The following is a 17,410-nucleotide window of genomic DNA, read 5'->3' on the forward strand; positions in this document are numbered from 1 at the left end:
CATAAATCTGATTGCTGCGATCAATTTGCCAAATGCGTCTCATCCACCTATGAAACGGCATGGACGTTCAAAACGACACAATCCGCATTCTCGTTGATGCCGACGCCTGCCCGGTGAAGGCTGAAATCTATCGTGTTGCCGAGCGCCATGGCTTGCCCGTGGTTCTCGTCGCCAACAGCTATATCGCCATCCCGCGCGACGCAGAACGCGTCGAGCGTATTGTCGTTTCCGACAAGCTTGATGCAGCAGATGACTGGATTGCAGAAAATTCCCGACCGGGCATGGTTGTGATCACTGCAGATATCCCACTTGTAAGCCGGTCGATTGCAATGGGTGCGTCGGTCATAGCCCCCAATGGAAAAGTGCACACGGCAAGCACCATCGGCAATACGCTCGCCACGCGCAACCTGATGGATTCACTGCGTTCGGCAGGCGAAGTCACGCGCGGCCCAGCACCGTTCTCGCCCAAAGACCGCTCAGCCTTCTTATCCGCGCTTGAACTGGCAATCGTCCAGTTGAAACGCTCCGGCTTTAAATCAGGATGATCGCATCGAAGCGGTCGCTATCCCTGCCCCGATCAGCATTGTCCCACCAGCACGGTTGAAGATGCGCAAAGCGCGCTCATTGGCAAAGAAGCGTCGCGCACGCGTGGCGACCAGCGCATAAGCGAAGGCATTGAGAAAAGCCAGCACAAGGAACGTGCTTTCAAAGACCAGCATCTGTGTCACAAAATCGCGATGCGGGCTTAAGAACTGCGGCAGGAAGGCCACGAAAAACGTGATGCTTTTTGGATTAAGTGCTGTCACCAGCCACGCATGAAGCAGCATTCTGACTGGGTTCACCTGATCATGTCGCGCCTTAGCATTCATCGTGCCACCGGCCCGAAACAGCTTTATACCGAGCCAGATAAGATAGGCAGCGCCGATCCATTTGACGGCGGTAAAAATCGTGGCCGATGCCGCAAGCAATGCCCCTACCCCCAGCATCGACAGCGTCATGGCAGTGAAATCGCCAAGCGCCACACCGATAGCCATGGGAAGTGCAGCTTTCCAGCCCTGCCCAAGTGCATAGGACACCACCAGCAAAACCGTCGGCCCCGGTATAATCAGAAGCACGATAGATGCGGCAGAAAATGCCAGCCAGACTTCAATGCTCATGGGTAACTTCCTCTCTCAAAAAAGAGGAAGCCACTGAATACGATACTTGTCTAGAGCATAATTCCTTAAACTTGAATCAGTTTAAGGTGAAATTATGCTCTGGCTTTAAAGGGTTAGAGCGACCTTTGGGCGTCCAATAGGACGCCCGGCGCTCTAGCTAAAGTTTTTGCGCAGCCTCGATCAGCCTGATTGCGTCGGGGCTATCCCACGGGGCGGGACCATTCATCGAGGCAATCTGACAACCTTCCTTATCAACCAGCAATGTCACCGGAAGACCAAATGCCAGATTCTTGCGCTTCAATTCATTGAAGCTCGACATGGTCGCATCGCGGTTGAGGCTCAGGCTCTTGACACCGATTTCTTCAAGAAATTTTTTTGGCTTCTCGTCAGAACCCGTATCGATATTAATGGCAACGACATCAAAATCACTGCCACCCTTTTTCGCCTGAAGATTGTCAAGTTCCGGCATTTCCTCACGGCAAGGCGCACACCACGTCGCCCAAAGATTCACGAGGAGCGTCTTGCCCTTGTAATCGCCAAGCGTCGTCTTCTTGCCGTCAGGACCGGTGAAAGCGATATGCGCAACCGAAATCGGCTTTTCCGCCGCGCGCATGGCGGCTACGGTGCCAGTTGCAGCAGCATCAAGGCTCTTCAGGGAATCTGCTTTCAACGCACATTGTGCGGAAGCTTCGTCACTTTGGGCAGAAACAGTGCTCGCTGCTGAAACATTGCGACCAGGTGCATTGCCAGAAGGCAGTTCCATCACGTATACCGCCCCGATACCGGCTATGACACCGGCAAGCGCTGCAAGAAGGACGATCTTCCGATTGCCTGACTTTGCCTTATCGTTGTCTTCTGCCATCTCGCGTCACTTTTCCTTAAGTCATGTATCCGAGGCATACGAGCATGAGCGAACAAAAATCAAGCAATCAGATGTGGGGCGGCCGTTTTGCCTCAGGGCCCGATGCGATCATGGAAGAGATCAATGCATCGATTGGTTTCGACCGCAAGCTCTATGCGCAGGATATTCAGGGCTCGCTCGCCCATGCTGCCATGCTTGCAAAGACTGGCATCATTACGTCAGAAGACCATAAAAAGATTGAAGAAGGCCTGAAAGCCATCCTCAAGGAAATTGAGGACGGAAAATTCACCTTCTCGCGCAAGCTCGAAGACATTCATATGAATATCGAAGCACGCCTTGCCGATCTTATTGGTGCCTCTGCCGGGCGTCTGCACACGGCCCGCTCGCGCAATGATCAGGTGGCGGTTGATTTCCGCCTCTGGGTCAAGCAGGAAATGCAGAAGACTGCCGTGGCTCTTAAAGGCTTGATCGAGGCCTTCCTTGAACGTGCAGAAGAACATGCTGCAACCGTCATGCCGGGCTTCACGCATCTTCAGACTGCACAACCCGTCACCTTCGGCCACCATTGCATGGCCTATGTGGAAATGTTCGGCCGCGACCTTTCCCGTGTACGCGACGCGATTGAACGCATGGACGAATCACCACTGGGTGCGGCTGCTCTTGCAGGCACCGGCTTCCCGATTGATCGCCACATGACGGCGAAAGAGCTCGGTTTCCGTGAGCCAACCCGCAACTCGCTCGACAGCGTTTCCGACCGTGACTATGCGCTCGAATTCCTGTCGCTCGCAGCCATCTGCGCTGGTCACCTGTCGCGTCTTGCAGAAGAAATCGTCATCTGGTCAACGCCGCAGTTCAATTTCGTACGCCTGTCCGACGCTTTCTCGACCGGCTCGTCGATCATGCCGCAAAAGAAGAACCCGGATGCTGCCGAACTGGTCCGCGCCAAGACTGGCCGCATCAACGGTTCGCTCGTTGCCCTTCTCACCATCATGAAGGGTCTGCCGCTCGCTTATTCCAAGGATATGCAGGAAGATAAGGAACAGGTTTTCGACGCTGCCGAAAATCTGGAGCTCGCAATCGCTGCGATGAGCGGCATGGTGCGCGACCTGACCATTAATGTCGCATCCATGAAAAAAGCCGCAGGTTCCGGCTATTCAACTGCAACCGACCTGGCCGATTGGCTGGTGCGGGAACTCGGTCTTCCATTCCGCGACGCTCACCACGTGACGGGCCGCGCTGTGGCTCTGGCCGAAAGCAAAAAGGTCGATCTCTCCAGGCTCTCGCTTGAAGATCTGCAAACGATCAATCCGGGCATCACCGATGCAATCTTCGGCTATCTGACGGTTGAGAAGTCGGTCAAGAGCCGCCAGTCCTTCGGCGGAACCGCGCCACAGGAAGTGCGCCGCCAGATCCGTTACTGGAAAAAGCGCATTACAAAAGCTTGAGCAGAGCATCTTAGTGAAATCACTCTTGAAGGAGTGATTTCACTTTCAGATATTTTGGGTTAGACCTGACCCATAGGACAATTTCCGGGAACCAAAGCTGATGACAGGCCGCTCCGCCATTTCTTCCGTGCTTCTGATCGCAGCCCTTGCTGCCACTCTTGCCGCTTGCGGACGAAAAGGCCCGCTTGAACCGCCGCCTGCGCAGATGATCACCAATGAGCAGGGCCGCACAGTCGAGAAACCGAAGGAAGACAAGCCCTTCATCCTCGACAAGATTCTGTAATAGCCTATCAAGCAGGGACTGTTTCCCGTGAATCATTTTGAATATCGCGACGGCATTCTTCATGCCGAAAATGTGAGCCTGCCCGATATCGCAAACGAGGTCGGCACGCCTTTCTACGTCTATTCCCGCGCCACCATCGAGCGCCATTTCCGTGTTTTTAGCGAAGCTTTTGCGGATATGGAAACGCTGGTCACTTATGCGTTGAAGGCAAACTCCAATCTGGCCGTACTCAAGACACTTGCCAAGCTTGGCGCCGGTGCCGACACCGTTTCGGAAGGCGAGATTCGCCGTGCGCTGGCCGCCGGCATTCCTGCAAACAAGATCGTGTTTTCCGGTGTTGGCAAAACCCCGCATGAAATGGATTTTGCGCTGGAAGCGGGCATTTACTGCTTCAATGTCGAGTCTGAACCGGAGCTGGAAATCCTTTCCGCCCGTGCGGTCAAAGCTGGCAAGGTTGCGTCCGTATCCTTGCGCATCAATCCGGATGTCGATGCCAAGACGCACGCGAAAATTTCGACCGGCAAGTCCGAAAACAAGTTTGGCATCCCACGCGTAAAAGCCCGCCAGGCCTATGCGCGTGCAGCGAGCCTGCCCGGAATCGATGTCGTTGGTATCGATATGCATATCGGCAGCCAGATCATTGATCTGGAGCCTTTCGACAATGCTTTTGCGCTGATGGCTCAGATCGTGAAGGAATTGCAGGCCGATGGTCACAATATCCGCCATGTCGATGTCGGCGGCGGTTTGGGCATCCCTTATCGCACCGATAACAACCCGCCTCCGCTGCCGGTTGCTTATGCGGAAATCGTCGCAAAGCACATCAAGCCGCTTGGCCTCAAAACCGTATTTGAGCCGGGTCGTCTGATCGTTGGCAATGCCGGTCTTCTGGTGACAGAAGTGATTTTCGTGAAGGAAGGCGATGCCAAGAACTTCGTCATCGTCGATGCGGCGATGAACGATCTCATTCGCCCAACTCTTTACGAAGCTTTCCACGACATCAAGCCGGTCAAGGAAACGAAAGATAGTGCGCCTCGCATCCGCGCCGATTTTGTCGGCCCGGTCTGCGAAACCGGCGACTATCTCGGCCTTGACCGTGAAGTGGCAAAACCTGCTCCGGGTGATCTGATTGCTGTCTGCACGACAGGCGCTTATGGCGCGGTTCTGTCGAGCACTTACAACAGCCGTCTTCTGATTCCGGAAGTGCTGGTCGATGGCGATCGCTATCACGTCATTCGTCCACGCCGGACCTATGAAGAGCTGCTTGCGCTCGATTCCGTGCCTGACTGGTTATAAATTCCGGTCAAAGCCTCGTCTTTGCCATGATGCGTGTTATCCTATGCTGCAAATCGCAACTGGAACACGCATCAGAAAGTCCAGATGACACAGCAGAAAAAAGACAGCAAAGACTTGCCGATCCGCAAGCGCGATGCGTTTTTCCGCCTGTTTTCCGGCGAAGGTGCTGCGTTGCGGCGCCTTCATCTGCAAAGTTTTCTGACGATCAGCTTCGAGAGGCTCTGGCCTCTCGTGCTTCCACTGATTCTGCTGATTGCCCTTTTTGCAAGCGTGAGCTGGCTTGGGCTTTTTACGCTGATGCCGCGCTTAATGCATATCGGTATGCTTGGGCTCTTTGCCTTTGCTGGTCTCGTTGCGCTTTATCTGCCCTTCCGTTTTCGCCTCCCCAATGAAGACGACGTCACAGCTCGTATTGAGGACGTGAATGGTCTGATCCACGAGCCGCTGGCTGTGCAGAGCGGACAAATGGCAACCGGCACCAACGATCCGTTTGCCGTCGCTCTCTGGCAGGAACACAAGCGCCGCATGGCTGAGCGCTTGAAAAATCTGCAATCGGGCCTGCCGCGTCCGCACATTCCTGAACGTGATCCATTTGCGCTCCGCGCGATTGTTGCTCTGCTGTTTGTGACCGCTTCTGCTTACAGCCTCAGCCCCAATAGCGGGCGTATTGCCGATGCGTTTCATATCCGCGCAGGTAGTCCTACGGCCGTTGCACGCGTCGATGCCTGGGTAACGCCACCGCGCTATACAGGTCGTGCGCCGGTGTTTCTGAGCACAACGATTGATGAGGCGAATGTCGGAAAACCGATCACTGTTCCGCAAGGCAGCATCGTCAATATCCGGGTTATTGGCGGCAGTTCTGAACGACTGACCACAACGGATTCGACCGGCCATCGCAGCGAGATACAACCCGTCACGCCTCAGAGTAACCCTGAAGAGGGCGAGGCGGTCGCGACAGAGCAGCAGGCACTTGTCGATGGCAGCCGCAACTTCCGTTATGATCTGCAACAGGACCAGACACTGAGCCTATCCGGCACCGATGCGCGCTGGACCTTTGCCGTTACGCCGGACAATGCGCCGACCATTCGGTTCACCAAAGAACCGAGCCATGCGCTGAATGGCACATTGCAGCTTTCCTATGAAATCACCGACGATTATGGCCCGGCCAAAGCCTATGGTGAAATCATTCCTCTCGATATGGATCACGAGGACGAGGAAGTCGCTCCACTGTACGATGCGCCGGAGCTGCCACTTGCGTTACCGCGTCGCGGAACCAAGGAAGCGACCACCGCCAAAGACCTGACCGAACATCCATGGGCTGGTCAGGAAGTGGCGCTTACGCTCGTCGTAACCGATGCAAACGGCAAGACCGGTCGCAGTGAAACCAAGATCATGAAGCTGCCGGAGCGCCCGTTCTCCAATCCGCTTGCAAAAGCTGTTGCGGAGCAGCGCCGCATACTCGCACTTGATGCAACCCAACGCGATCATGTGCGCGACATGCTTTCAGCACTGATGATCCGCCCGGACGAAACCATCAAAAACACGGCCCATTATCTGGGTCTCGTGACGATCCGCACGCGGCTTCGTCTGGCCACCGGCGACGATGCGCTGCGTGATACCGCAGATTATATGTGGCAGGTGGCACTGGGCATTGAAGACGGTAATCTGTCGGCAGCCGAAAAACGTCTGCGCCAGGCACAGGAAGCGCTGCGCAATGCATTGCAGAATGGCGCTTCGCAAGAAGAAATTGCGAAACTTTCCGCAGAACTGCGCAAGGCGATGCAGGATTTCCTGCGTGAATTTGCCCAGCGTCAGCAGCAAAATCCGAATGCCCGAAATCAGCCGATGGACCCGAATGCGCGCGTACTGACCGAAAAGGATTTGCAGCGCATGATGGATCAGATCGAAAATCTGGCACGTCAGGGATCGCGTGATCAGGCGGAACAGCTCCTGTCGCAATTGCAGGATATGATGAATAATCTGCAACAGGGCCAGCCGGGGCAACCGGGTCAGCAAGGCCAGGGTCAGGGCCAGGCCAATCAGATGCAGCAGCAGATGAACAAACTCGGCGATCTGATGCGCCGTCAGCAGCAGATGATGAATGAGACCTTCAAACTCGATCAGCAGATGCAGCAGCAGCAATATGGCAGCGGCGAAGGCGAATTTGGAGATGACCAGCTTCCCGGCGACAGCGGCCCTATGGGACAGGGCGAATCGCAACCAGGGCAAGGCCCAGGCCAAGGCCAGCAGCCCGGAAATACGCCTTCAGATCTGGCGGAGGCTATGCGCAAGCTTCAACAACAGCAGCAACAACTCCAGCAGGAATTGCAGAAGTTCAATGAAGACCTCAAGGGCTTGGGCATAGACCCCAATCAGGATTTTTCCGATGCAGGAAAATCGATGGGCAATGCCGCCGATGCGCTTGGCCGCAGCGAAGGCTCGGAAGCGAGCGACCAGCAGGGCAGCGCGCTCGATGCTCTCCGCCGGGGTGGCCGTGACATGATGCAAAAAATGCAGCAAGCCATGGGTCAGCAAGGTCAGGGCCAGAGCGGGCAGAATGGCCAGAGCGGCCGCGATCCGCTTGGTCGCCAGCAGGGCAATGGCCCGTCAGATGGAGATGACGTGAAGATTCCGGGTGAGATTGATATTCAGCGCGCCCGTGAAATTCTTGATGAAATCCGCCGCAAACTTGGCAACGCTTTAACGCCACAGATGGAGAAGGAATATCTCCAGCGACTGTTACAGTTCGACTAAAGCGCATCCCGAAAAGTGTGAAACGGTTTTCGGACAAAGATGCGCGTTAAAACAAATATTAGAGCGCCGATCTGATCCAATCAGATCGAAACGCGCTCTAAAGCATTTGAGCCAAAGGTGCGAAGCGGCTTTGCGTTGGATAATGCGTAAAAATGCGCCGAAATCTGGTGGTTAGTCCTGAACGTGGCCTACATAAGGCAACTGCCGGAACGAATGGGCTACATCCATGCCGTAGCCGACGACAAAGTAGTCGGGGCATTCAAAGGCAACGAAATCCGCATTGAGATCAACCTTGCGACGCACGCTCTTGTCGAGCAATACGGCAATGCTGACGCTGCGCGCACCGCGTTCGAGCATCAGTTCGCGCACGAATTTAAGCGTTTTGCCCGATTCGAGAATATCGTCGATCAGAAGCACGTCACGATCACGCACATCACTGTCGATATCGCGCAACAGGCGCACTTCGGTGCTGGTCGTGCCCTTGCCATAGCTTGAAACGGTGATGAATTCGACATCCGGTTCGACCCCGGCATCATGCATCGCACGAATGAGATCGGCTGCGAAAATGAACGAGCCTTTAAGGATCGAAATCGTCAGCAGATTATGAAACTTATGTCCGGCGATATCCTTCGCAAGCTCGAGATTGCGCGCAGCAATTTCTTCCGAACTAAACAGCACATCGATTGTTTTGCCGCCGACTTCAGGCATCTGCCGCTTCTCCTGCTAAATAAGCCTAACATAGCTTTGAAAGGCACGCTCTATATCATGCTTTCAGAGAAATGCACCATTTTGGATTGCACCCTTCCAGAACAATCAAACGAAGCATAAGCATTTGCCATTTCATTGATTTGTTATAGCGTGGCCATCATGCATCCAGACATTATCGAACTGCGCTCCTTTTACGACACAACGCTTGGCCATCTGACCGAGCGCTCCATCCGCATGGCGCTGGCCGCACTTTGGGGACGTGTGCCGGGTGAGCGGCTTGTCGGCCTTGGTTATAGCCTGCCCTATCTGGATCGGTTCAGCGCTGATACGGAACGTAGCTTCGCTTTCATGCCTGCCGGGCAAGGTGCGATCGCCTGGCCCTCGCCGGAAAAATCGGCAACTGCTTTGGTTTTCGATGAAGAACTGCCTTTGCCCGATTCTTCCATCGACCGGATTCTGATGGTCCATGCTCTGGAATATGCGGAAAACGCTGCCGAAACGCTTAAAGAGATGTGGCGGGTGCTTGCCCCCAATGGCAGGCTGGTGATTGTCGTGCCAAACCGGCGTGGCGTCTGGGCGCGGCTCGACCGGACACCGTTTGGCAGCGGCCGCCCCTATAGCAGCACACAGCTGACGGCCTTGCTACGCGAAGCCAACTTCACTGTGAATACCATCAGCAATGCGTTGCATTTCCCACCTGTGAAGCGTCGCTGGATGATGCGACCCTGTATGGCGGTTGAGGGGTTGGGGCGGAAGCTCTGGCCGCTTTTTTCAGGCGTTCTGGTGGTGGAGGCTCAGAAGCGGCTCTATCAGGGGCTGCCTGTCGCTCAACGTTCATCCCGGCGTGTTTTTGTGCCTGTTCTTGCGCCTCATGGTTCTCCGGTCAGTGGTTTGAGAAAAGCCGCACCAAAAGAACCCAAAACATGACGCTGCAACCTTTCACAGCAAGGTTTTTCTCGACTTGAACGCGGCGGCGGTTTATGCCCGCTGCGTAACCTTAAACACAGTCCTTTTGGCGGAGCCAAAATCATGACCAATATGCAGAACCTCTCCCGTCCCCAGCCCAAGGCAGGCCTGCTCGATATCGCAGCCTATGTACCCGGCAAGGAACATGTTGAAGGCGTCGCAAAGGTCTATAAGCTCTCCTCCAACGAGACCCCTATCGGCCCCAGCCCACATGCGGTCGAGGCCTATCGACACTGGGCCGATCATCTCGCGACATATCCCGACGGTCAGGCCATAGCGCTGCGTGAAGCTATTGCTGAATCTCAGGGCCTCAACATCGGTAACATTATCTGCGGCAACGGTTCCGACGAATTGCTCGGCCTCATCTGCCAGACATATCTGGCACCGGGCGATGAAGCGCTCATCACCGAACACGGCTTTGCAGTTTACAAGATCCAGACGCTGGGCGCAGGTGCAACACCTGTAACCGTCAAGGAAAAAGACGAGCGTATCGATGTTGATGCTATCCTTGCTGGCGTCACCCCGCGCACCAAGATCGTTTTCATCGCCAATCCTGCCAACCCGACCGGCACTTATCTGCCGTTTGAGGAAGTGCGTCGCCTCCATGCAGGTCTGCCAAAGCACGTCCTGCTGGTGCTCGATGCTGCCTATGCCGAATATGTGCGCCGCAACGATTATGAATCCGGCCTTGAACTGGTGTCATCGAACGAGAATGTCGTTATGACCCGTACCTTCTCGAAGATTCACGGCCTGCCGGGTCTGCGCATCGGCTGGATGTATGCACCGCTGCACGTTATCGATGCGGTTAACCGCATCCGCGGCCCATTCAACATGAACTCAGCGGCAATTGCTGCTGGTGCTGCCGCCATCCGCGACCGCGCCCATGTCGTGAAGTCCGTCGAATATAACGAGAAGTGGCTGTCGTGGCTGACCGATGAATTCACCAGGCTTGGGCTTCGTGTCACGCCATCGGTGACAAACTTTTTGCTCATGCACTTCCCCGACGATGCCGCACATTCGGCAGACAAGGCGGATGAGTGGCTTTCAAAGCGCGGCTATATCCTGCGCCGTGTTGGCGGCTACGGCTTCCCCAATGCGCTGCGCATGACGGTGGGCACAGAAGAAGCCAATCGTGGCGTTGTGGCCGCTCTTGCCGAGTTTTTGAAGTAAGACGATGTCCACGGTCCATTTTGAAAAAGTCGCGCTCATCGGTATCGGCCTTATAGGCTCATCGCTGGCGCGCGTTATCCGCCGCGAAGGCTTGGCCAATCATATCGCCATCGCCACACGCAGTGCCGAAACATTGAAGCGCGCCGAGGAATTAAACCTCGGCGACAGCTATTCGACCGACAGTGCGAGCGCAGTCAAAGACGCCGATCTCGTCATCGTATCGGTGCCGGTCGGCTCGTCTGGTATCGTTGCAAAGCAGATAGCAGGCAGCCTGAAGCCGGGTGCCATCGTCACCGATGTCGGGTCGACCAAGGCATCGGTTATCGCGCAGATGCAGCCAGAGCTGCCGGAGAACGTGCATTTCATTCCCGGCCATCCTCTGGCAGGGACTGAATATTCCGGCCCGGATGCAGGCTTTGCTGAGCTCTTCACCAATCGCTGGTGTATTCTCACGCCTTTGCCCGACACCGATCAGGCGGCAATCGACAAGCTTTCTGCCTTCTGGACGGCTTGCGGTTCGCGTCTTGATCAGATGGACCCACAGCATCACGATCTGGTGCTGGCCATCGTTTCGCACCTGCCGCATATCATCGCCTATAACATCGTTGGCACAGCCAGCGATCTGGAACAGGTGACGAAATCAGAAGTCATCAAATATTCGGCTTCAGGTTTCCGTGACTTTACCCGTCTGGCAGCTTCCGATCCAACCATGTGGCGCGACGTCTGCCTGCACAACAAGGATGCAATCCTTGAAATGCTGGCACGGTTCTCGGAAGATCTGGCATCCTTGCAACGCTCGATCCGTTGGGGTGACGGCGAGGCTTTGTTTGACCTCTTCACCCGCACACGCGCTGTGCGCCGTGGCATCATCGACGCGGGTCAGGAAGTCGATGCGCCGGACTTTGGTCGTCAGGCAGCCGCACACCCCGGCGAACAGAAGTAAGAACTACGCTTTATAGGTTCGGCAGTCGACCGAGCGGAATAAATCCAGCACTGGCTCTTCCCTTACGAACGGCAATCTCGAGAACGGGATTGCCGTTTTCGTCTTTCGGCATGGCGGAAAGAGCAAAAAGAACGGTTGCGATGTTGCCGCCCTGTTCAGGGAAGACTGTCTGTCCCGCCTGCGCGAAAGATTGCGGATTAACCATTGTAACCTTGAGGTCCGCATCAATCTCGCCTTCCATGTCGACCGAAAACGGACCCGCAATGGAAAGCATTGCCCCGTTTGGCATGGACAGAAACGCCTGATTGATCACGCCGCTATGACCGCGCATCCGTTCGTTGAATGGCGAAGGGCTTGGCGCGAGGAAGGTTGCAGCATTGGCAATCGCTATATCGACCAGCCCGTCAATCTCGGGGCTTTTGGCATGCCCGATCACATAAGGTTCAAGCTTCAGGGCTGCAAAGCGTCCATTGATCTTGAGCTGATCGTCTTCGCTGCTCATACGGAAATTCATCTGCTCAAGCTTGCTGATCAGTTCTGTGGTCGTGGTTTCCGTACGCACGCCGACGCTGACGTCACGCGCATTCAACTCAATCTCGGTCGGAAATGGACGTGCAAGACGCGTATTGGAGGTGAACTTGCTCCAGTTGACCTCAAGAGGCTGGATGCCGGGAAACTCGACAAAGGCGGGGCCCGATAATTCATTGCTCAGCGAACGTGGTGCATAAACCGGAGAACCCGACGTAAAGCGACCCGCGCGCAATGACATGCCTTCGGAGGGCTTGCGCCATGAAATGCTGGCGCAAACCACATTCACACGCAGCGGATAGCCACTGGTGTGCAGGTTTTCACATTGAACACCGATGCCTTGCGATGCAAGCTTGGCCATATCGGCCTTGGCGCGCGCTTCGATCTTGTCGGCCACATAGAACCAGCCTGCCGTATAGGCTGCGATAAGCACCAGAGCGATAACCGCGATCGTGATTGGGCGCTTTCTGGATTTCGTCGGTTCAATTCCAGCATGCGCCATTGAAAAAGCCTCTTTCAATCAGATAGTTGGTTGCGGTGACAAAGCAAAGGGCATTAGGAGCCCGAACCATCATCATCTGTTCTGCTGTCCCCAACAGGTGGCTATATTATGGCAGGATTGAGTCTTGTGAAGTTCCGTCGATCAAAAAATGCGGGATATCCTGAGATTACCGATAAAAACTCGCCATAATTGAACATATATTGATTCCCATCATGACAAGACGCATTGACGATCAGCGAATGAACGACTTCTGGGTATTCGGTTATGGCTCCCTGATGTGGCGACCCGGCTTTGCCCATGTCGAAACCATGCGCGCACGCCTGCATGGATATCGTCGCAGCCTCTGCATCTATTCCCATGTCCATCGCGGAACGCCCGACCATCCGGGTCTTGTGCTGGGTCTGGATACTGGCGGTTCCTGCCTCGGCATTGCCTTCCGCGTACCCGGCGACATGACAGATGAGGTCATGATCTATTTGCGCGAACGCGAAATGTCGAATCAGGTCTATCACGAAAAATGGCTGCGCCTGCGTCTGGCAGACGGTCGTGATGTGCAGGCCGTTACCTATGTTGCCGACCGACGCCACACACAATATGCGGGATCTCTCAAAGCTGAGGATGCGGCTGCAATCGTTGCTACAGCGCAGGGCGATTCCGGTGCCAATGTCGATTATGTCTCCAACACACTTGAGCATCTGCGCAATATGCGCGTACGCGATCATGCATTGGAACATGTCAACGATCTAATCTGCAACAAAGTGAACCGGCAGAAGCACGACGCAGCCTGATCAGCCTTGCTTGTACCGGCGAAAGTGATCGACCAGCGCATCTTTGCCGTTCACGATCATAATGCCCGTTATTACAAATACCGTGCCCACAACGAAGCTGGCTTCGATAGGTTCGCCCAAAATAATCGCGCCCAGAATCACCCCGAAAATCGGTGTCATGAAAGAGAGCGAACCCAATTGGGACGCGCGATAAATTCGCAGAAGCTGAAACCAGATCAGGAACACCGCGAACGAGACAATGATGGCCTGAAAAGCGAAACTCCCAATCACCATAGTGTTCCAGCTGATCTCCGCTTGTCCCATCAGGAATGCGGCAACTGACAAGGTCACGAAAGCTGTGAGCAGCTGATAGAGCAAGGTCTGCTTCGCTGGCAGTGCTGCGAGACGCGAGCCACGGACCACAACGGTCGTTGCACCCCACGCTACCCCGGCAAGCAGGCAGAGCCCATCGCCAACAAGCATGGCGTGCAGGTCACCATGGACAGCCTCACCGCGAATAAGGAAAGCGATCGCAATGCCTAGAAAGGCAATGGCGATGCCGCCCCATTGGGTCGTCGTCAGTCGCTCTGATGGAACCAGGACATGCAAACCGAGTGCCGCAAAAAGTGGTGCTGTATAAAGCAAAACCACGGCATGAGCGGCAGAGGTTAAACGCAATCCCTCCCCCAGAAACAGATATTCAAGCGCAAACAGCAAACCGACCAGTAAGCCCGGTTTCCAGATACCATTGGCAATCGTCAGTGTTTCACGCTGCGCGATCATGATAGCGGCGATTAATGCAGCCCCCACGCCCGAACGCAGTGCGATCTGGAACAAGGGTGAAATATCCGCAGCCGTCATTTTGAGCAGTACCTGCTGCAAGCCGAGGCTGATGCAAACAAGAAGCATCATTCCAAAGGCGTGCATGTCGACGGGCTTGCGCTCCATTGTCCGAATCCTCGTGATTAATCCGAATAATGGGTGTACGCTTGTCAGGTATAGAGCATATAGCTTAAAACTGACAAACCTTAGCGCAGGATTGCCATAATGGCGGTAATCGCCCTCGAAGCCACGCATCAACCTCCGTTTACAGAAGCCCTGCCGGAGCCGCTGTTCTTTCGAACAGCCTGCATGCCGCCGGCTGCACGCTATCCCATGCATCGCCACGATTGGGGGGAATTCGTCTATTCCTTCACTGGTGTGATGGAGGTACGCATTGGCGACAGCCATCTGCTGGCCCCGCCTCAATATGGAATATGGCTTCCACCGCATATTGAGCATCAGGGCCTCAATCGTCAGGAAGTATGCTACTGCTCGCTCTATGTGACCGAAGAGCTTTGCGCCGACCTCCCAGCCAAGGCCTGCGCACTCAATCTCAATCCATTGATCCGCACCCTGCTTGAACATCTGCGGATGAAGAAGCCATCGCAACCGCAGCGACCGCAGGAGACGCGACTGCTGCATACACTGCTCGACCAGTTGGCGATTGCTCCATGTGCCGGATCCTATCTACCCTCCAGCACCGACCCTGCCCTGCAAAAAATCCTGTCTATCCTGGAAGCCGATCCAAGCGACAATCGTACACTTCACGATCTTGCAAAGGTCGCCAATACATCCGAGCGGACACTGATGCGCCGTTGCAAGCAGGAGCTTGGTATGAGCTTTCCTGAATGGAAACAGCGTCTCAGAACGCTGAAAGCCATGCCGCTGCTCGAAGGGGGAGCCAAGGTCGAACATGTGGCACTTGACCTTGGCTATGCCAGCGCATCGGCTTTCATCGCCATGTTCCGCAAACTGATGGGTATCACGCCCGACGAATATCGCAGACAAATTGGTGCCTGAACGCGCAGCACAGAAAACTCTGGCTGCAACCGAAGAAAATATGCCTGTTTTCTCCTACAAGCATACGGAGGATATTAAAGTTGCATTGCTTGCACGGCTTGCCCTTGTTCTTGCCCAAAGCAACCGCTACATCTCGGCTAAAGCATCGCTCCGGAGCCTGACTGGATTTTGGACAATACGATGCAGAGATTCAAAGGGTTGGAGTGGTCTTGCTGGGTCAGTTTCTGATCTGCACCGCTCCGATTGCCAAGGAGACCTTTATGATCGCATTGTTCCGCACCATTGATCTGGCGCTCGATATCTATACTTGGATCATTATCGCTAGTGCCGTTTTCTCATGGCTCTATGCGTTCAACGTCATCAATTCTTCCAACCGCTTCGTGGCTTCAATCGGTGAGTTTCTTTACAAAGTAACCGAACCGGTTCTCCGCCCGCTCCGTAATATCCTGCCCAATCTCGGCGGCATCGATATTTCGCCGATCGTCGTGCTGCTGATTATCTTTTTCATCCGTCAGTTCATGTGGACGACGCTGCTTCCTGTGCTTCTTTAAGGAACGCTCAGAACAGATCAAACAAAAACGCCCGGACTTTCATCCGGGCGTTTTTGTTCAATTTTGCGAGGCTAATTATTTGCCCTTGGCGCGTTCGATCGCTTCAACGATGAACTTGCGCGCGTAATCTTCGTCGCCCCAATCGCCGATCTTGACCCACTTGCCGGGCTCCAGATCCTTGTAGTGTTCAAAGAAGTGCGCGATCTGCTTCAGCGTGATTTCCGGAAGATCGGAATAATCATGTACCTTGGCATAACGCTGCGTCAGGTTTGGCGAAGGAACTGCAATGATCTTCTCGTCCTTGCCGGAATTGTCTTCCATGACCAGAACGCCGATTGGGCGAACATTGATCACGCAGCCAGGGATCAGCGGACGGGTGTTGCAAACCAGAACGTCAATCGGGTCGCCATCTTCCGAAAGCGTGTGCGGCACGAAGCCGTAATTGCCCGGATAGGTCATAGGTGTGTAGAGGAAGCGGTCCACAATCAGGGCGCCAGCCTTCTTGTCCATCTCGTACTTGATCGGCTGTCCACCGACCGGCACTTCGATAATAACGTTAACGTCTTCTGGCGGATTGTTGCCGATGGAGATAGCATCAATATTCATGATGGGTCCTTTCGTGTCGCGCTCTGATAACGGGTTTCATGTTTGCGTGCAAGAAAAACGAAAGTTCAACAAAACGCGACGAATTGTCGTTCTCTTGAATGGAATAGAGCGCGATCAGGTTATTTGTTCGATTTAGTGATTATTCACCCAGTTCTTTCAGCCGCTGAACGGCTGTTGGTGGCATGGGTGGAGCGTTGGTGTCACGACTTGCTGCGACCAGAAGTTCGTCACAGGCCGTTTCTGTTGTCTCGATCAGTCGACGCAGAAATTCTTCCTTTTCGAGGCCTGCCGGAATAAGCGGCAGCACACGGCAACGGACAGTCCCCGGAAAACGCAGGAATTTACGGCGCGGCCAGTAAAGCCCGGCATTATGCGCTATCGGCAGAACCGGAAGATTCAGCGCTTCGTAGAGATGCACGATGCCATATTTATACTGCGGCGGCGCACCCGGCGAACGACGCGTTCCTTCAGGATAGATGAGAATCTGCCGACCTTCGGCAATAGCCTTCTGCGCGCCTTTCGTGATGGAATGCAGCGCCTTGACGCGCGATCCACGATCAACCGGAATCATTTCCATCTTCGCAACATACCAGCCAAAGAGCGGTATCCGCATCAGCTCACGCTTGAGGATCAAAACCGGATCATCGAGCTGCGGCAGGAAAGCATAGGTGTCCCAGGCCGACTGATGTTTGGGCGCCACGATATAAGCACCTTCAGGAATATTATCGAGGCCTTCGATCACATAATCGGTGCCAGCAATATATTTCTGAAGCCAGAGATTAACCCGTGCCCAGGTCTTGGGAACAATCCAGGCTTTCTTGCGCGGAAGCAGAAAATAGAACGGCGTATAGAGGATCATCTGCACGAGAGTGCCGACGTAAAAAGCCAGATTGAATAAAATGGAGCGCAGATAGAGAAGCATCGTATCGGCGAGAACCTTGGTTAAACCTGGTCTTCGTATCGGTTTGACGCGAACAGATCAGGTAAAAAGAAACTGGGAGCTTTTCCATGAAAGCAGCGGCACCCGATATAT

At 54.6% G+C, this 17,410-nt stretch carries 18 protein-coding genes; 11 read left to right on the forward strand and 7 right to left on the reverse strand.

Annotated features, from left to right (window positions below; genetic code table 11):
- Positions 1–59 precede the first annotated feature (59 nt).
- Entirely contained in the window at positions 60–545 is a 486-nt protein-coding gene (locus ACSME1_RS05910) for a YaiI/YqxD family protein (RefSeq protein WP_105705646.1), read from the forward strand.
- Here the strand turns inward: ACSME1_RS05910 and ACSME1_RS05915 are convergent.
- Together ACSME1_RS05915 and tlpA are read right to left on the reverse strand one after the other, a co-directional pair.
- Positions 537–1,157, reverse strand: a complete 621-nt coding sequence (locus ACSME1_RS05915) for a LysE family translocator (RefSeq protein WP_105705644.1) — start codon at positions 1,155–1,157, stop codon at positions 537–539. The genes ACSME1_RS05910 and ACSME1_RS05915 overlap by 9 nt on opposite strands.
- 157 nt (positions 1,158–1,314) lie before the next feature.
- A complete protein-coding gene (tlpA, locus tag ACSME1_RS05920) occupies positions 1,315–2,019 on the reverse strand; it encodes a thiol:disulfide interchange protein TlpA (protein WP_024898587.1) in 705 nt (234 codons plus the stop codon).
- 44 nt (positions 2,020–2,063) lie between these two features.
- Here tlpA and argH point away from each other — a divergent pair, with 44 nt between their 5' ends.
- The 4 genes from argH to ACSME1_RS05940 all read left to right on the forward strand — a co-directional run bounded on the left by argH (position 2,064) and on the right by ACSME1_RS05940 (position 7,794).
- The gene (argH, locus tag ACSME1_RS05925; protein ID WP_100558492.1) at positions 2,064–3,464 is read left to right on the forward strand and encodes an argininosuccinate lyase; all 1,401 of its coding nucleotides are present in this window, start codon (positions 2,064–2,066) and stop codon (positions 3,462–3,464) included.
- 100 nt (positions 3,465–3,564) lie between these two features.
- A complete protein-coding gene (gene lptM / locus ACSME1_RS05930) occupies positions 3,565–3,747 on the forward strand; it encodes an LPS translocon maturation chaperone LptM (protein ID WP_024898585.1) in 183 nt (60 codons plus the stop codon).
- A gap of 27 nt (positions 3,748–3,774) precedes the next feature.
- The gene (gene lysA, locus ACSME1_RS05935; RefSeq protein ID WP_105705642.1) at positions 3,775–5,040 is read left to right on the forward strand and encodes a diaminopimelate decarboxylase; all 1,266 of its coding nucleotides are present in this window, start codon (positions 3,775–3,777) and stop codon (positions 5,038–5,040) included.
- 84 nt (positions 5,041–5,124) lie between these two features.
- On the forward strand, positions 5,125–7,794 hold the full coding sequence (locus ACSME1_RS05940) for a TIGR02302 family protein (protein ID WP_105705640.1): 2,670 nt from the start codon (positions 5,125–5,127) through the stop codon (positions 7,792–7,794).
- Positions 7,795–7,965: 171 nt separating this feature from the next.
- Here ACSME1_RS05940 and hpt read toward each other — a convergent pair whose 3' ends face one another.
- Positions 7,966–8,502 (reverse strand): hypoxanthine phosphoribosyltransferase, encoded by a 537-nt coding sequence (hpt, locus tag ACSME1_RS05945; protein WP_100558490.1) that lies wholly within the window; start codon positions 8,500–8,502, stop codon positions 7,966–7,968.
- 159 nt (positions 8,503–8,661) lie between these two features.
- Here hpt and ACSME1_RS05950 point away from each other — a divergent pair, with 159 nt between their 5' ends.
- From ACSME1_RS05950 to ACSME1_RS05960, 3 genes are all read left to right on the forward strand, one after another.
- Positions 8,662–9,429: a class I SAM-dependent methyltransferase gene (locus ACSME1_RS05950; protein ID WP_036567565.1), complete on the forward strand. Its 768-nt coding sequence runs from the start codon at positions 8,662–8,664 to the stop codon at positions 9,427–9,429.
- 102 nt (positions 9,430–9,531) lie between these two features.
- The gene (gene hisC, locus ACSME1_RS05955; RefSeq protein ID WP_024898581.1) at positions 9,532–10,638 is read left to right on the forward strand and encodes a histidinol-phosphate transaminase; all 1,107 of its coding nucleotides are present in this window, start codon (positions 9,532–9,534) and stop codon (positions 10,636–10,638) included.
- Between the two features lie 4 nt (positions 10,639–10,642).
- On the forward strand, positions 10,643–11,581 hold the full coding sequence (locus ACSME1_RS05960) for a prephenate/arogenate dehydrogenase family protein (RefSeq protein WP_024898580.1): 939 nt from the start codon (positions 10,643–10,645) through the stop codon (positions 11,579–11,581).
- Between the two features lie 10 nt (positions 11,582–11,591).
- On the opposite strand, the gene ACSME1_RS05965 is transcribed toward ACSME1_RS05960, so the two are convergent.
- On the reverse strand, positions 11,592–12,611 hold the full coding sequence (locus ACSME1_RS05965; protein ID WP_105705638.1) for a DUF2125 domain-containing protein: 1,020 nt from the start codon (positions 12,609–12,611) through the stop codon (positions 11,592–11,594).
- Positions 12,612–12,823: 212 nt separating this feature from the next.
- Here ACSME1_RS05965 and ACSME1_RS05970 point away from each other — a divergent pair, with 212 nt between their 5' ends.
- Positions 12,824–13,399: a gamma-glutamylcyclotransferase gene (locus tag ACSME1_RS05970; protein WP_100560055.1), complete on the forward strand. Its 576-nt coding sequence runs from the start codon at positions 12,824–12,826 to the stop codon at positions 13,397–13,399.
- Here the strand turns inward: ACSME1_RS05970 and ACSME1_RS05975 are convergent, their stop codons facing one another.
- Positions 13,400–14,326: a DMT family transporter gene (locus ACSME1_RS05975; protein ID WP_105705636.1), complete on the reverse strand. Its 927-nt coding sequence runs from the start codon at positions 14,324–14,326 to the stop codon at positions 13,400–13,402.
- A gap of 99 nt (positions 14,327–14,425) precedes the next feature.
- Between ACSME1_RS05975 and ACSME1_RS05980 the strand changes: the two genes are divergently transcribed.
- Together ACSME1_RS05980 and ACSME1_RS05985 are read left to right on the forward strand one after the other, a co-directional pair.
- Positions 14,426–15,220: an AraC family transcriptional regulator gene (locus tag ACSME1_RS05980; protein ID WP_105705634.1), complete on the forward strand. Its 795-nt coding sequence runs from the start codon at positions 14,426–14,428 to the stop codon at positions 15,218–15,220.
- A gap of 260 nt (positions 15,221–15,480) precedes the next feature.
- Positions 15,481–15,771, forward strand: a complete 291-nt coding sequence (locus ACSME1_RS05985; protein WP_024898575.1) for a YggT family protein — start codon at positions 15,481–15,483, stop codon at positions 15,769–15,771.
- 75 nt (positions 15,772–15,846) lie between these two features.
- On the opposite strand, the gene ppa is transcribed toward ACSME1_RS05985, so the two are convergent.
- Positions 15,847–16,377, reverse strand: coding sequence for an inorganic diphosphatase (gene ppa, locus ACSME1_RS05990; RefSeq protein WP_024898574.1), 531 nt, complete (start codon positions 16,375–16,377; stop codon positions 15,847–15,849).
- 139 nt (positions 16,378–16,516) lie between these two features.
- Positions 16,517–17,299 (reverse strand): lysophospholipid acyltransferase family protein, encoded by a 783-nt coding sequence (locus tag ACSME1_RS05995; protein WP_024898573.1) that lies wholly within the window; start codon positions 17,297–17,299, stop codon positions 16,517–16,519.
- Positions 17,300–17,410 lie beyond the last annotated feature (111 nt).

This window comes from Brucella pituitosa (genome assembly GCF_965577835.1).
In the GTDB taxonomy this organism is placed as follows: Bacteria; Pseudomonadota; Alphaproteobacteria; order Rhizobiales; family Rhizobiaceae; genus Brucella; species Brucella pituitosa.